General features: G+C 71.4%; 10 protein-coding genes. 9 read left to right on the forward strand and 1 reads right to left on the reverse strand.

Annotated elements, in window-relative coordinates; translation table 11 throughout:
* Positions 1–22: 22 nt before the first annotated feature.
* The 6 genes from lgt to AB0K28_RS07135 all read left to right on the forward strand — a co-directional run bounded on the left by lgt (position 23) and on the right by AB0K28_RS07135 (position 5929).
* A complete protein-coding gene (lgt, locus tag AB0K28_RS07110; RefSeq protein WP_364366164.1) occupies positions 23–1291 on the forward strand; it encodes a prolipoprotein diacylglyceryl transferase in 1269 nt (422 codons plus the stop codon).
* Complete coding sequence (locus AB0K28_RS07115) at positions 1288–1992, forward strand: VIT1/CCC1 transporter family protein (protein ID WP_364366167.1); 705 nt, start codon at positions 1288–1290, stop codon at positions 1990–1992. The genes lgt and AB0K28_RS07115 overlap by 4 nt, the downstream gene beginning before the upstream one ends.
* Positions 1993–2445: 453 nt before the next feature.
* A complete protein-coding gene (locus AB0K28_RS07120; protein WP_364366170.1) occupies positions 2446–2583 on the forward strand; it encodes a hypothetical protein in 138 nt (45 codons plus the stop codon).
* A 264-nt stretch (positions 2584–2847) separates the two neighbouring features.
* Positions 2848–3177 (forward strand): hypothetical protein, encoded by a 330-nt coding sequence (locus AB0K28_RS07125; protein WP_364366173.1) that lies wholly within the window; start codon positions 2848–2850, stop codon positions 3175–3177.
* A gap of 1337 nt (positions 3178–4514) precedes the next feature.
* Positions 4515–5339 (forward strand): hypothetical protein, encoded by an 825-nt coding sequence (locus AB0K28_RS07130; protein WP_364366176.1) that lies wholly within the window; start codon positions 4515–4517, stop codon positions 5337–5339.
* A complete protein-coding gene (locus AB0K28_RS07135) occupies positions 5339–5929 on the forward strand; it encodes a hypothetical protein (RefSeq protein WP_364366179.1) in 591 nt (196 codons plus the stop codon). The genes AB0K28_RS07130 and AB0K28_RS07135 overlap by 1 nt, the downstream gene beginning before the upstream one ends.
* Before the next feature lie 276 nt (positions 5930–6205).
* On the opposite strand, the gene AB0K28_RS07140 is transcribed toward AB0K28_RS07135, so the two are convergent.
* Positions 6206–7750: a bis-aminopropyl spermidine synthase family protein gene (locus AB0K28_RS07140; protein ID WP_364366182.1), complete on the reverse strand. Its 1545-nt coding sequence runs from the start codon at positions 7748–7750 to the stop codon at positions 6206–6208.
* A gap of 738 nt (positions 7751–8488) precedes the next feature.
* Between AB0K28_RS07140 and gltB the strand changes: the two genes are divergently transcribed.
* The 3 genes from gltB to AB0K28_RS07155 all read left to right on the forward strand — a co-directional run bounded on the left by gltB (position 8489) and on the right by AB0K28_RS07155 (position 15171).
* Positions 8489–12994: a glutamate synthase large subunit gene (gene gltB / locus AB0K28_RS07145; RefSeq protein ID WP_364366185.1), complete on the forward strand. Its 4506-nt coding sequence runs from the start codon at positions 8489–8491 to the stop codon at positions 12992–12994.
* A gap of 14 nt (positions 12995–13008) precedes the next feature.
* The gene (locus AB0K28_RS07150) at positions 13009–14487 is read left to right on the forward strand and encodes a glutamate synthase subunit beta (protein WP_345401487.1); all 1479 of its coding nucleotides are present in this window, start codon (positions 13009–13011) and stop codon (positions 14485–14487) included.
* 102 nt (positions 14488–14589) lie between these two features.
* Complete coding sequence (locus AB0K28_RS07155; RefSeq protein WP_345401490.1) at positions 14590–15171, forward strand: helix-turn-helix domain-containing protein; 582 nt, start codon at positions 14590–14592, stop codon at positions 15169–15171.
* The last annotated feature ends 108 nt before the right edge of the window (positions 15172–15279 follow it).

The raw sequence follows: 15279 nt of genomic DNA on the forward strand, positions 1-15279 counted from the left end.
GCTTCCGCTACCCTCGCTTGACATGCCCCTAGCCTCGATTCCCAGCCCTTCAGAAGGGGTCTGGTATCTCGGAATCATCCCGATCCGGGCTTATGCGCTATGCATCGTGCTCGGCGTCATCGTCGCCGTCTGGCTGAGCGAGCGCCGCTGGCGCGCCCGCGGCGGCCAGGCGGGGACGATCGTGGACATCGCGGTTCCCGCGGTCATCTTCGGCCTGATCGGTGGCCGGCTCTACCACGTCATCACCGACTGGCAGACCTATTTCGGCAGCCGCGCGATCAAGGAGCCCTACCAGGCCCTGTTCATATGGGAGGGCGGCCTCGGCATCTGGGGCGCCGTCTCGCTGGGCGCGCTCGGCGTCTGGCTGGCCGTACGCAAACGCGGCCTGTCCATGAGCGCCGTCGCCGACACGGTCGCGCCCGGCATCGCCTTCGCGCAGGGCATCGGCCGCTGGGGCAACTGGTTCAACCAGGAGCTCTACGGCTCGCCGACCACCCTGCCGTGGGGGCTCGAGATCGACGTCGAGCACGGCGGCGAGCCCGGCGTGCTCTACCACCCGACCTTCCTGTACGAGTCGCTGTGGGACGTCGCGCTGGGTTTCCTGCTCATCTTCGCGGGGCGCCGCTTCGCGCTGCACCACGGCAGGCTGTTCGCCCTCTACGTCGCCGGCTACACGCTCGGCCGCTTCTGGATCGAGGGGCTGCGCATCGACCCGGTCGGCGGGGTCGATCACGCGGTCGAGTTCCTCGGGCTGCGCATCAACCAGTGGACCTCGATCGTGCTGTTCGTGCTCGCGCTGGTCTACTTCTTCGCCACCCGTAACAAGACGGGCGAGGAGATCGTGGCGCTGCCCGAGTCCGGCCCCGACGAGCCCGACCCGGCCCACGGCGCCGGCCAGGCCGACCCCGGCACGGGCGAGTCCTCGTCCACGACCACCGACTCTTCGTCCACGACCACCGAGGGCTCGTCCGGCGAGCCACCGTCCGGAGCCTCCTCGGCCGATGAGGCTGACGGCGACAAACCGTCCGGCACCGACAAGCCGGGCGCCGAAGCCTCCGCTTCCGACGCGTCGGGCTCTGACGCCTCCGCCTCTGACACGTCCGTTTCCGATGCTCCTGGCTCCTCCGCCGCTGGCGCGTCCGGCGCCTCCGCCTCGGTCGGCGCTGACCCGGCCGCGTCCGGGTCGTCGGCGCAGGGCGACGATGTCGTTTCTGCGGCGGCTCAGGAGGAGGGCGAGCAGGCGGGGCCCGTGGAGGCCGAGACCGTGACGAAGGAGAAGAACCCCCGATGAGCGATCGCGCGGAGGTCCACCACCACCATCGCGACGTCACCGGAGGCTGGCTACGGCCCTCGGTGTTCGGCGCGATGGACGGCCTGGTGTCGAACTTCGCGCTCATCGCAGGTGTGGCCGGCGGCAGCACCAACCCCAGGGTGGTCGCGCTCGGCGGCGTCGCCGGGCTGGCCGCCGGAGCCCTGTCCATGGCGGGCGGCGAATACGTCTCCGTCGCCAGCCAGCGCGAGCTGGCCCAGGCCGAGATCGCCGTCGAGCGGCGCGAGCTGGCCCACCACCCCGAGGACGAGCAGGCCGAGCTGGCCCAGACCTTCGTCGACAAGGGCGTGTCGCCCGCCCTGGCCGCCGAGGTCGCCCGCCAGATCTCCCGCAACCCCGAACGCGCGCTCGAGGTGCACTCCCGTAACGAGCTCGGCGTGGTGCCGGACGAGCTGCCGTCGCCGGTGGTGGCCGCCGTCTCGTCGTTCGTGTCGTTCGCGGTGGGGGCGGCGCTGCCGCTGCTGCCGTACCTGTTCGGGGCGCGCGAGCTGGTGATCTCCGCTGTGGTGTCCTGCTGCGCGCTGTTCGCCGCAGGGGCGCTGGTGTCGGCGGTGACCGCCCGCAGCTGGTGGTACTCCGGGCTGCGGCAACTCCTGGTGGGGGCGGTGGCGGCAGCGGTCACCTTCGCCCTCGGCAACGTCATCGAGGCGGCGGGGCTGTGATGGCCCGCCGACGCGCCAACCCTGGTTCCGGCCGCTCCGGCGGCGACGGCACCGGCCGCGGCCGCAACCGCTCCAACTCGCGCCGCTCTGCCACTGGCTCCGGCCCGGAGCCCGGCGTCGGCCCGGAGTTCGGGTCAGGATCTGAGTTCGGGTCAGGTTCCGAGTTCGGGTCAGGTTCTGGGTTCGGGTCAGGATCCGGATTCGGGTCCGAGTCCACGCCGGGGTACGGGCAGGGAGCCGGGCAGGGGCCCGGCGAAGGCGTCTGGCCCGGCGCAGGCGTCCCCGCCGACGGCCGTGACGGTGGCACCGGGGGCTTCGGTGGTTATGGCGTCGGCACGGACTACGTCGCCGGTGCGGGCGCGGGTCAGGGGGATGCCTACGGCGGCGCCGGGACGGGCGACGGCCGTGATGCTGGGGCACGAGGCAGGCGCAGCGCTGGAAGGCGCGGCAGCCGTGGCGCTCAGATGGAGGGCGGGCGCGGTGCTGAGGCGCGCGGCGGCGGTGCCGGGACGGGTGGCGGCGGTGCTGGGATGGGCGCCGACGGCGTTGGGACGGGTGCCGGGGGTGCTGGGATGGGCGCCGCCGGCGTAGGGACCGATGCCGGCGGCGCTCGGACAGGTGCTGGCGATGTCGGCCCTGGCGCTTGGTCGGATGCCGGTACGGTGAGCGGTCAGCGCAGCGACGGGTGGGAGGCCTTCGGCGACAGCCGGGGCCGAGGCCGTGGCCGTGGCAGGCGCGCCGCCGAAAACGCCCAACCCCTGAGCGATGCCCCGCCCGCCGGTGACGGCCGGTCGGGAACCGGCGGCTGGCCCGCCGACGACGCCCGGTCCAGTACTGGTGGTTGGCCTGCGAACGATGGCACCTCAGGCACTGGTGGTTGGCCCGCGGCCGACGGCGGTTCGGGTACTGGTGGTTGGCCTGCGGGTGACGGTGGTTCGGGCACCGGGGGTTGGGCTGCCGATGGTGGCCGCTCTAGTTCGGGCGGTCGGTCTGCTGGTGGTGGCCGTTCTGGTGCGCGTGGTCGGCCTGCGGGTGACGGTCGTTCGGGCACCGGTGGTTGGCCTGCGAGCGATGGCAGCTCGGGCACCGGTGGTTGGCCTGCGGGTGGTGGTTCGGGTGACAGTGGCGGTTGGTCCGCTGCTGATACAGGGGCCGGCACTGGTGGGTGGCGGGCCGGTGATGTGAGGTCTGTGAGTGATGGGCGCTCGGGTACCGGTGGTTGGTCGGCTGCGGACGGGCGGTCGGGTACCGGTGGGTGGCGGGCTGGTGATGTCGGGTCGGCGGGTGACGGCCGGCCTGTGACCGATAGCTGGTTCGTTGATGACGGGCGGGCTGCTGGGGATGGTCGTTCCGTTGGTGAGGGGGTTCCGGAGGCGGGGGCTGAGGGTGGCAGGAGGTCGCGTTCGGGGGGTCGGCGGGCGCGTCGCCATGGGCAGTCTGCTGCGGGCGGCACCGATGCCGCTGGGTGGCCGATAGCGGGGGCGGGCACGCCTAGCGATGCCTGGTCGGCTGCCGGGACCGATCCCGGTAGGCATGGGGGTGGGGCTCGAAGTGGTGGCTGGGAGGCAGCCGATAGCGACAGGAAGGCGGCGTCCCGTGAGGAGAGCGGTCAGGCGGTAGCGGGGGCGGATGACATCTGGGGGTCGGCTCTTGAGGGCCGGGCCGAGGGTGAGGCGTCCAGGCGTTCTTGGGGTGGTCGTGGGCGCAGGGCCGCTCGCCGGGCCGAGCAGTCCGCGGCGTCGGCCGGCGGGGAATGGTCGGCGACCGGGCCGGACGAGGACGGGCGGGCTGCGTCCGGTCGTGGGCGGCGAGCGGCCACGGATGAGGGCGGCAGGTCTGCGGGTGGTGGTTCGTCGGCGCCAGGGCCGGAGGACGGTAGGCGTGCCGCTGCTGGTCGAGGACGCCGGCGTGCGAACGCGGACAGCGGTGCCCCGTCGGCGGCGGTCAGCGAAAGCCGGGGCCGGGGTGGTGTCGAAGGCGACCCCCTGGGCGGGGCTGGTGCCGGGAGTGACTCTTTCGGTCGGGCTGGTGCCGGGAGCGGCCCGCATGGTCGGGCTGGCGCTGGGAGTGACCCTCTTGGCTGGGCCGCCGGCGGGAGCGACTCCGTTGGTCGGGCTGGTGCTGGGAGCGATGCCGCTGTTGCTGAGGGTGATGGCCGGGCTGATGTCGACGGTGGTCGGGGGCGGGGTGCTGCCAAGGAAGGCCGCGGTCGGGGAGCTGCCAAGGGGCGGCGGGCGGCTGCGGCCGGTGAGGCGCCCGCTGATGAGGATGAGGACTTCTGGGGTGGTTCCGGCGCTGCGGACGATGAAGGTGGGCAGCGGCGGAGGCTGGGGTTCCGTGGCCGGGGGAAGGGTGATGGCGGGCGGGCCAAGGATGAGGTGGACTTCGGTTCGCGGGCGCGCGGTGGCCAGGATGACGAGAGTGGTCTTGGGTTGCCGCTGGAGGGGCTGTCCCGAGGTGGTAAGCGGGGGCGGGGCGCCGCGGCCGGGAGTGCGGCGAGTGGCGGCGAGGCGTCGGAGGGCGTGGCCCGTGGTGAGGATGACGGGAAGGGGCGGAAGCGGCGGCGGACGCCGCGTTCCGACTGGCAGTTCCCCGTCCTCACCGACATGGGCATGCGGCCTGAGCGGCAGCGGCTGCTGGTGATCATCTCCACGGTGGTCGCCGTGATCGTGGCGGGGGTCGGGTTCGTGACGGTGATCAGGTCGCTGGGCACGTACACGCCGGAGAGGCAGGCCACCGCGGCCGTGCTCGCACCGGACACGGTGCTGCCCAAGGTGTTCCACGGCTGGAACTCGCCCAAGCTGTTCGACCCCGTGGCCGAGCGTACGAAGGACGGGAAGGCGTTGACGGAGAAGGAGGTGTTCAGCCAGAAGGAGCTGACCGTCTCCAAGAAGCTCAAGCTGAAGCTCGCCGCCAAGAAACTCGACCGCGACTGCTCGCAGGCGTTGCAGGGCGCGGAGCTCGTCGAACTGGCCGCCGAAGCGGGCTGTACGCAGACCGCCCGCGGCCTCTACCTCAGCTCCGACGGCCGCTACGTGGGCCAGTACACGCTGCTCAACCTCAAGGACGCCCAGTCGGCGGGCGACCTGGTGGAGCAGCTGAAGGTGCTCTACCGGGGCGGCTGGGTGCAGCCCCTGACCTCCGGCAAGGCCGCCTTCCCGCCCGGCGGCTACTCCGAGGCGGGCGGCTACGCGCTCGGCCACTACGTCGGGCTGGTGTGGCTGGGCCGGGTGGACGGCGCCGAGCCCACCGCCAAGGACGACTACGTCTCGCTCACCCTCGCCCTGCGCGGGGCCGAGAAGGCGGTCTACCGTCGCGTCGTGTCGATCACGGGGCCGTCGTCCTGATGTCCCGGCGCGTGTTCCTGTCGCTGGTGGCCGCTGTGCTGGTCGTGGCCGTCGCCGTGGGCGGATGGATGTGGCTGGGCAGGGAGACGCCCCGGCCGTCCGCCCTGCGTACCGAAGCGACCTCCGCCTTCTACGCGGCCATCGACAACCGCCAGAACGACGCCACCCCGCTCACCGCCGACGAGGTCTTCCCCTCCTCCGCCGAGACCCTGGGCACCCTGCGCCGGGTCGCGGCCGACACGTTCGCCGACTGCTCCGAGCTGCTCTCGGGCACCACGGCCGAGGGGTGCACGCAGGCGTTGCGGGCGACGTACCAGGGCGGGTCGGTGTCCGGTCAGTTCATCATCTTCAACCTGAGCGACGGGCAGGCGGCCGACGCGCTGGTGACAGACCTGCGCAAGGACGCGTTCGTACGGCAGGACATCCCCTTCGAGGTCGCCGGCAGCAGCGCGCAGGTACGTGCGATGGGGCATTACGTGACGGTGAGCTGGGTGGGCGGCAAGGCGTCCGCGCAGGAACTGGTCACCGCCCTCATCGCCCTGGATGGGTTGGGACGGGTGGTCCAGAGCCGCATCGTGGCGGCGACGTAGGAGCTGCCGGTCCGCCCGCACGCGCGGCTTGGATTCGCCTGCCCGCTGCGCAATGGGAGATGGACGGGCCAGGCGGAATCGAGGCGGGTGAGGCGGGTCACGGTGCCGCGCGATGAGGGCAGGGCATGGCCGGTGTTGATCCGGGGCGGACGGTGCCGGATGCTCAGGCCGGGCGTGGCGGGGTGCTCGTCTGCTGCGTGACAGGTGCCGGGCCGGGCGCGATGGGTGCTGGGCCAGACCCCACGGGCCGGGCCAGACCCGATGGGGGCGGGCGGGTCAGGTTGTGGTGGTGAGGGCGGTGACCGTGGTGGTGACGGCCGAGGGCAGCGCGGAGAGGTGGTGCAGCGGGGTTTCGAGGGGGATCAGGGCGTCGGACCAGTCGGCGGCCTCGCGGATCAGGGCGCGGGCTTCGTTCTTGGTGAGGGTCGTACCTTGGGCGCGGGCGACGGCGATCAGTGCCTCCCGCCACGTGTTGGCGATCTTGGCGTGTCCGTTGTCGAGTATTCTGCGCAGCACCGCCTCGGCCTCCGCGGTGGGCTCGGGGCGGCGTACGGCGTCGTAGGCGGTCTCGGTCGCGTCGCGGACGTCGTACACGGTGGTGAGGACTTCCGGCAGGGGCGGCAGAGCCGCGCCTACGACGCGGACGTGAGCGGCGCGGGTGGCCAGCAGCAGGCGCGGGATCGCGGACTCCAGGCCGGGTGGCACGGAGACGGCCACCCGGGTCGGCGCGGTGGCGTGGGGCTTGGCCAGCCACGTCGAGAGCCTGACACGGGGCTGGGTGAGGTCCTTCGGCCACTCGCCGACCAGCAGGTCGGGCTCGAAACCGGCGAGTGACTCGGCCGGCGCCACCGACGGGCCCGCGCTCTCGATCGACTGCGGGCCCTGCGTGTAGATGGCGGTGGACTGGCGGGACAGGCGCGACTGCACGGCGGGGCGGGTCTTGCTGGTGGGGCGCAGGAGGTAGAGGTCGGCGGCCGAGCCGATGGCCTCCGCGCCGAAGTATCGGTTGAAGTCGGGGTAAACGGCCTCGTAGGCGAGGTTGAGCTCGGTCAGCTCCTGCTGGACCTTGAGCGCCAGCATCGGGGTACGCTCGCTCGCCCCGTACGCCAGCAGCACCCGCCCCTCGTCCCGCAGCCCCTCCACCGCGCGCGCCACGAACAGGCCGATGCCCTCCGGCGTGTACGGCGGGTCGGTGAGCGCCAGGTCGTGGTCACGAGCCGAGGCGGGCAGGCCGAGCCGGAGGTCGGCCCAGCGCGTACGGACGCCGAGGCGCTGCTCGTCGATGTAGGCCAGGATGCGCTCGTCCACGTCGACCACCGTCACGTCCGTCTCCGGATGCACCAGCTTGACGGCCAGCGAGGTCAGGTCGTGGTCGCCCACGCACAGCAACCGGGTGCCGGGCAGCCAGAAGCGGGCGCCGAGCAGCAGCGCCCGCCGCAGCACGGTCTCGGGCGTGGCGGAGACGTGGTCGAGCACGTGGCGGGCGCGCGGCGCCTTGGCGATGAGGCCGGCGAGGCGGTCGAGCACGTGGGCGTAGTGAGGGACGAGATGCGCCACCGGGTCCTCCGGTGGCGGCGCCACGGCGATGAGGTCCTGGTAGGCGGGCGTGTCGATGAGAGGGACGCGCATCCGGTCACCGTCGTGCTCCAGCGTGAGCTCGCGGAGCAGGGCCTCGATGGTACGCCGCGACGTCGCGGTCTCCCTCACCAGGCCGGCCAGCGTCCACCACTGGCCGTCGCACAGCAGGGCCAGGGCGTGCCGCAGTCGCCTGCTGTCGGCCCTGGCCTCGGTGAGCAGCCGTTCCACCCCGTCACGCTCCATGACCGAACCCTATCGGTGCCCTACCCCCAAGATCCGCCCACCGCCGCCCGCCGGGTCGGAGAGGGACAGGTGAACGGGGGCCGCGAGGGCTGGGACGCAGGGCGGCCCCAGAGGGTTGCCCTCAGCAGGGTGGTCTCCAGAGGGCTGCCCCCAGAGGGTGGTCTCCAGAGGGTTGCCCCCAGAGGGTGGTCCCCAGCAGGGCGGCCCCCAGAGGGATGCCCCCACAGGGTTGCCCTCAGCAGGGCGGCCCCCACAGGCACCCCGGCTGCACGTGCGCCGCAGCGGCGCCTGCGATGCTGCTGGGGCGCGGGTGACCGGCGGCCCTCAACAAGGCGGCCCCGTGCCACGTGCGCGCCCCGCCGGCGACGGTGGTGCCGGTGAGGTGTGGGTGGCCGGTGTTCAGGTTTTGGACTTGGGTGAGGCCGGCCCGGAAGTGGGGGCGAAGGGGCCGGTGGGGGGCCTGGGGCGGTGGGTGGGGGAGGGGGATGCGCGGGTGGGTAAGGGAAGTCGATTCGGGTGGCGGAAATCGGGGGGCTGAGCGGGAATTTCGCGGGCGGTGTCCGGGGTTTGGGATAGCGAGTTCGGATGTCGGGACGGCTGCCAAGGTTCGCAATGCGGACGCGGCGGGCACCATTCCGGCAGGGTGAGGTAACCTCTACCCACGATATGCAGCAGGGCCAACGTCGTCCCTCGCCTGTGCAGGAGTTTCAGACAGACGAAGACGACGGGAGGGATTCAATGCCTGCTGCCCACCTCGGGTTCCCCGAGCCTCAGGGTCTTTACCACCCCGCCAACGAGCACGATGCCTGCGGTGTCGCCATGGTCGCCGACGTCGCCGGTCGGCGTGATCACGGCATTGTGGTCAAGGCGCTGACGGCGCTGTGCAATCTCGATCACCGGGGGGCCAAGGGTAGCGAGCCGGACACCGGCGACGGAGCCGGGATCCTGACGCAGATCCCCGATGAGTTCTACCGGGCGAGCGTGCCGTTCACGCTGCCCGCGGCCGGTTCGTACGCGACCGGCATCGCCTTCCTGCCGTTCGACTCCGAGGCCAGGGCGGTCGCCGTCCGCCTGATCGAGGAGATCGCGGCCGAGGAGGGCCTGAGCGTGCTCGGCTGGCGTGAGCTGCCGGTCGACCGCGACCTGCCCGGCCCGAGCGCGCGGGCCGTGATGCCGCACTTCGCGCAGCTGTTCGTCGCCGACCAGGACGGCCGTGCCGGGCTCGAGCTCGACCGGCTGGCGTTCTGCCTGCGCAAGCGGGCCGAGCACGAGGCCGACGTCTACTTCCCCTCGCTGTCCTCGCGGACGATCGTCTACAAGGGCATGCTGACGCCCGACCAGGTCGAGCCGTTCTTCCCCGACCTGAGCGACGAGCGTTACGCGACGGCGATCGCGCTGGTCCACTCGCGTTTCTCCACCAACACGTTCCCGAGCTGGCCGCTGGCCCACCCCTACCGCTACATCGCCCACAACGGCGAGATCAACACGGTCAAGGGCAACCGCAACTGGATGCGGGCGCGCGAGGCGATGCTCGCCTCCGCCCACATTCCGGGCGATATTTCGCGACTTTTCCCCATCTGTGACCCGGATGGCAGCGACACCGCCAGCTTCGACGAGGCACTCGAGCTGCTCCACATGGGCGGCCGCAGCCTGCCCCACGCCGTGCTCATGATGATCCCGGAGGCGTGGGAGAACCACACGGAGATGGACCCGGCGCGGCGCGCGTTCTACGAGTTCCACTCCACGATGATGGAGGCCTGGGACGGCCCCGCCTCGATCACCTTCACCGACGGCACCGTCGCCGGCGCCGTGCTCGACCGCAACGGCCTGCGTCCAGGCCGCTTCTGGGTGACCGCCGACGGCCTGGTCGTGCTGGCCTCCGAGGCCGGCGTGCTGGACATCGCGCCGGAGGACGTCGTCCGCAAGGGCCGCCTGCAGCCGGGCCGGATGTTCCTCATCGACACCGCCCGCGGCAAGATCATCGAGGACGACGAGATCAAGGCCGAGCTCGCCGCCGAGCTCCCCTACGAAGACTGGCTGCACGCCGGGCTCGTCCGCTTCGAGGAGCTGCCCGCCCGCCAGCGCGAGATCCCCACCCACGAGGCGCTCGTCAAGCGGCAGCAGACCTTCGGCTACACCGAGGAAGAGCTGCGCATCATCCTGTCGCCGATGGCGCGCACCGGCCAGGAGCCGATCGGCTCCATGGGCACCGACACGCCCGTGGCCGTGCTGAGCGAGAAGCCGCGGCTGCTGTTCGACTACTTCACCCAGCTGTTCGCGCAGGTCACCAACCCGCCGCTGGACGCCATCAGGGAAGAGCTGGTCACCTCCCTGGCCAGCACGCTCGGGCCCGAGGGCAACCTGCTCGACCCGGGGCCCAGCTCCTGCCGGCAGCTCGTGCTGCCGTACCCGGTGATCGACAACGACGAGCTCGCCAAGATCATCCACATCAACGACGAGCACGACCTGCCGGGCTTCCACCCCTACGTGATCAGCGGCCTGTACGACGTCTCCGGCGGCGGCGAGGCCCTGCTGCGGCGGCTGGAGGAGATCAGGGCCGAGGCGTCCAGGGCGATCGCCGACGGCGCCCGCATCATCGTGCTGAGCGACCGCGGCTCCTCCGAGGAACGGGCGCCGATCCCGTCGCTGCTGCTGACGGGCGCGGTGCACCACCACCTCATCCAGGAGAAGACCCGCACCAAGATCGGCCTGGTCATCGAGACCGGCGAGGCCCGCGAGTGCCACCACATGGCGCTGCTCATCGGCTACGGCGCCGCCGCGATCAACCCCTACCTGGCGATCGAGACCATCGAGGACCTGGTCGACAGCGGTGCGCTCAAGGCCGACAAGCACAAGGCCGTGCGCAACTTGATCAAGGCGTACGGCAAGGGCGTCATCAAGGTCATGTCCAAGATGGGCGTCTCCACGGTGGCCTCCTACACCGGCGCGCAGATCTTCGAGGCACTCGGCCTGAGCCAGGAGGTCATCGACTCCTGCTTCACCGGCACCACCTCCCGTCTCGGCGGCGTCGGCTTCGACGTGCTGGCCGAGGAGGTCGCGCAGCGCCACCGCCACGCCTACCCGCGGGTGGAGAACCCGCACCGCAGGCTTCAGGTCGGCGGCGAATACCAGTGGCGGCGCGAGGGCGAGCCGCACCTGTTCAATCCCGAGACCGTCTTCAAGCTGCAACACGCCACCAGGACCCGCCGCTACGAGATCTTCAAGGAGTACACGAACCTCGTGGACTCCCAGGCGGAGCGGCTGATGACCCTGCGCGGCCTGTTCAAGCTGCGCAAGGGCACGCCGATCCCCATCGAGGAGGTCGAGCCGGTCGAGAGCATCGTCAAGCGCTTCTCCACCGGCGCGATGTCGTACGGCTCCATCTCCATGGAGGCGCACGAGACGCTCGCCATCGCGATGAACCGGCTCGGCGGCAAGTCCAACACCGGCGAGGGCGGCGAGGACCCCGAGCGCCTGTACGACCCGGCCCGCAGGTCGGCGATCAAGCAGGTGGCATCGGGACGGTTCGGCGTCACCTCCGAATACCTGGTCAACGCCGACGACCTGCAGATCAAGATGGCGCAGGGCGCCAAGCCCGGCGAGGGCGGCCAGCTGCCCGGTCACAAGGTCTACCCGTGGATCGCGAAGACCCGCCACTCCACGCCCGGCGTCGGCCTCATCTCGCCGCCGCCGCACCACGACATCTACTCCATCGAGGACCTCGCCCAGCTCATCCACGACCTGAAGAACTCCAACCCGCGTTCCAGGGTCCACGTGAAGCTGGTCGCCGAGGTCGGGGTCGGCACGGTCGCGGCCGGCGTGTCGAAGGCGCACGCCGACGTGGTGCTCATCTCCGGCCACGACGGCGGCACCGGAGCCTCGCCGCTGACCTCGCTCAAGCACGCGGGCGCGCCGTGGGAGCTCGGCCTGGCCGAGACCCAGCAGACGCTGCTGCTCAACGACCTGCGCGACCGCATCGTGGTGCAGGTGGACGGCCAGCTCAAGACGGGCCGCGACGTCGTCATCGCCGCGCTGCTCGGCGCGGAGGAGTACGGCTTCGCCACCGCCCCGCTGGTGGTCTCCGGCTGCGTCATGATGCGGGTCTGCCACCTCGACACCTGCCCGGTGGGCGTCGCCACGCAGAACCCCGAGCTGCGCAAGCGCTTCACCGGCAAGCCGGAGTTCGTGGTCAACTTCTTCGAGTTCATCGCGGAGGAGATCCGCGAATACCTCGCCGAGCTGGGCTTCCGCTCGCTCGACGAGGCGATCGGGCACGTCGAGCTGCTCGACACGACGGCGGCCGAGGAGCACTGGAAGGCCAGCGGCCTCGACCTGTCGCCGATCCTGCACCGGCCCGAGCTGCCCGCCGGCACCGCGCTGCGCCGGCTCGTCGAGCAGGACCACGGGCTGGAGCACGCGCTCGACAACACGCTCATCCAGCTCGCCGAGGGCGCCATCGACGACGGCACCCCGGTGACGCTCGAGCTGCCCATCCGCAACGTCAACCGTACGGTCGGCACCATGCTCGGCTACCAGGTGACCAAGCGGCACGGCGGCAAGGGATTGCCCGACAACACCATCGACATCTCCTTCACCGGCTCGGCGGGCAACTCGTTCGGCGCGTTCATGCCGCGCGGGATCACGCTGCGGCTGACCGGCGACGCCAACGACTACGTCGGCAAGGGCCTGTCGGGCGGGCGCATCACGGTGCGGCCGCACGACGGGGCGCCGCTCGACGGCCACATCATCGCCGGCAACGTCGCCCTCTACGGCGCCACCTCCGGCGAGGTGTTCATCCGCGGCGTCGTGGGTGAGCGGTTCTGCGTGCGCAACTCCGGTGCGACGGCGGTCGTCGAGGGCGTGGGCGACCACGGTTGCGAGTACATGACGGGCGGCAAGGCCGTGGTGCTCGGCCCGACCGGGCGCAACTTCGCGGCCGGCATGTCGGGCGGCATCGCGTACCTGCTGGATCTCAAGCCCGAGCGGGTCAACCGCGAGATGGTCGCCATCGAGGCGCTCACGGAGGAGGACGCCGAGTTCCTCAAGGAGACCGTCGAGAAGCACTTCGCGGAGACCGGCTCGCCGGTCGCCAAGCAGCTGCTGGCCGACTGGGACGCGGCGCTGGCCAGGTTCGGCAAGATCATGCCGACCGACTACAAGAGGGTGCTGGAGGCCGCCGAGGCCGCCCGCATCGAAGGCAGGGACATCGACGAGGCCGTCATGGCGGCCGCGGTTCAGGGTTAAGGGAGGCGTACCGCATGGCTGACCCGAAGGGTTTTCTCACGCACGACCGGGAGCTGCCGGCGCGCCGTCCCGTGGACGTCCGCATCAGCGACTGGCGCGAGGTCTACCAGGACTTCTCCCAGGAGAAGCTGACCAAGCAGGCGGCCCGCTGCATGGACTGCGGCATCCCGTTCTGCCACAACGGCTGCCCGCTGGGCAACCTCATCCCCGAGTGGAACGACCTGGTCTACCGCACCGACTGGCAGGAGGCCATCGAGCGGCTGCACGCCACCAACAACTTCCCCGAGTTCACCGGCCGGCTCTGCCCGGCTCCGTGTGAGGCGGCGTGCGTGCTCGGCATCAACTCCGACCCGGTGGCGATCAAGCGGGTCGAGGTCGAGATCATCGACCGCGCGTTCGCCGAGGGCTGGGTGCGCCCGCAGCCGCCGGCCGTCAAGACCGGCAAGAAGGTCGCGGTCGTCGGCTCGGGCCCGGCGGGCCTGGCCGCCGCCCAGCAGCTCACCAGGGCGGGGCACGACGTGGTGGTGTTCGAGCGGGCCGACCGCATCGGCGGCCTGCTGCGCTACGGCATCCCCGAGTTCAAGATGGAGAAGCGGCACATCGAGCGCCGGCTCGAGCAGATGCGGGCCGAGGGCACCGAGTTCCGCACCTCCGTCAACGTCGGCGTCGACATCACCGCCGCCGAGCTGCGCGAGCAGTTCGACGCCGTGGTGCTGTCGGGCGGCGCCACCCAGTGGCGCGACCTGCCGGTGGCCGGGCGCCAGCTCAAGGGCATCTACCAGGCGATGGAATACCTGCCGCTGTCCAACAAGGTCCAGGAGGGCGACTTGCCCGCCTCGCCCATCTCGGCCGAGGGCAAGCACGTGGTGGTGATCGGCGGCGGCGACACCGGCGCCGACTGCATCGGCACCGCGATCAGGCAGGGCGCCGCGTCCGTCACACAGCTGGAGATCATGCCGCAGCCGCCCGCCACGCGGCCGGCCGGCCAGCCGTGGCCGACCTACCCGATGCTGTTCAAGATGGAGAGCGCCCACGAGGAGCTGGCCGAGGGCGGGGGAGCGCGCGTCTACGCGGTCTCCACCACCGAGTTCGTCGGCGACGACGACGGCAACGTGCGGGCCCTGCGCCTGGTCGAGGTCGAGGGGCCGCAGAACGGCTTCAAGCCGATCCCCGGCACCGAGCGGGAGATCCCGGCCGAGCTGGTCACGCTCTCCATGGGCTTCCTCGGGCCGGAGAAGGGCTCGCTGCTGCAGGACCTGGCCGAGGTCGCCGGTGACGGCTTCTACGACGCCAGGGGCAACGTGGCGCGCGACAAGACGTACATGTCGAAGGTCGACGGCGTCTTCGTGGCGGGCGACATGGGGCGCGGCCAGTCGCTCATCGTGTGGGCCATCGCCGAGGGTCGGGCCGCCGCCTCCGGCGTCGACCGGTTCCTGACCGGGGACACGGCGCTGCCGTACCCGATCCTGCCGACCGCGCGTCCGCTGGTCTGACCTGCTCGTTCTCCGGAGCGCCTGCCCTTGTGGCGGGCGCTCTGCTTTTTGCACACTCTGCATGTCTTGCAGAGTGTGCAAAAGGTGCGTACAGTGCAAGGCATGGAGAGTCCGCAGGAGCGGCGTGAGCGCCGCCGGGCCGAGAAGCGGCAGGCCATCAGGGTGGCCGCCGTCCGCATCGCGCTCGACCAGGGGCTCGAAGCCGCCACCGTGGAGGCGATCAGCGCGGCGGCCGACATCTCGCCGCGCACCTTCTTCAACTACTTCGCCTCCAAGGAGGAGGCGCTCGCCCCCGGCCCCATGTGGACGCCCGAGGAGTTCATCGGGCTGCTGCAGGAAAGGCCCGCGGACGAGCCCGCCTTCGAGTCGCTCAAGGTCGTGGCGCGTACGCTCGCCGCGCGGCTGCGGCCGATCATGGCCGACATGAAGCCGTTCGCCGAGCTGCGCAGGCGTCACCCCGAGCTGGCCGCCAAGGCCAGGGCCGTCGACGAGACGAAGCTGATGGAGAGCCTCTTCGGCGCCGTCAGCGGCCGTCCAGGCGTCACCAGCGCCGTGCACGCCAGGCTGCTCGTCATCGTCGCCTTCGGCGCGGCCATCTCGGCCGTGCAGGAGTCGCTGGCCGGCGGCGGCGCGGTGGAGGACCTGCTCGAGGAGGCGTTCACGCTGCTCGAAAACGGACTCTGACTCTCCTGAGGAAAGACAAGCGCGGCGACCGGGGTGGCACCCCCGATCGCCGCGGATCACTCCTGCCCTCTCGCGAAAAAGAAGCAAGGAGTCGACTCATGGTAGCGA

The organism is Nonomuraea sp. NPDC049504 (assembly GCF_040676845.1).
Lineage (GTDB): Bacteria > Actinomycetota > Actinomycetes > Streptosporangiales > Streptosporangiaceae > Nonomuraea > Nonomuraea salmonea.

Excerpts from the sequence above, each read along its gene's own strand:
- lgt (WP_364366164.1), top strand. The coding sequence starts at position 23 with ATGCCCCTAGCCTCGATTCCCAGCCCTTCAGAAGGGGTCTGGTATCTC.
- AB0K28_RS07115 (WP_364366167.1), top strand. The coding sequence starts at position 1,288 with ATGAGCGATCGCGCGGAGGTCCACCACCACCATCGCGACGTCACCGGA.
- AB0K28_RS07125 (WP_364366173.1), top strand. The coding sequence starts at position 2,848 with ATGGCACCTCAGGCACTGGTGGTTGGCCCGCGGCCGACGGCGGTTCGG.
- AB0K28_RS07135 (WP_364366179.1), top strand. The coding sequence starts at position 5,339 with ATGTCCCGGCGCGTGTTCCTGTCGCTGGTGGCCGCTGTGCTGGTCGTG.
- AB0K28_RS07140 (WP_364366182.1), bottom strand. The coding sequence starts at position 7,750 with ATGGAGCGTGACGGGGTGGAACGGCTGCTCACCGAGGCCAGGGCCGAC.
- gltB (WP_364366185.1), top strand. The coding sequence starts at position 8,489 with ATGCCTGCTGCCCACCTCGGGTTCCCCGAGCCTCAGGGTCTTTACCAC.
- AB0K28_RS07150 (WP_345401487.1), top strand. The coding sequence starts at position 13,009 with ATGGCTGACCCGAAGGGTTTTCTCACGCACGACCGGGAGCTGCCGGCG.
- AB0K28_RS07155 (WP_345401490.1), top strand. The coding sequence starts at position 14,590 with ATGGAGAGTCCGCAGGAGCGGCGTGAGCGCCGCCGGGCCGAGAAGCGG.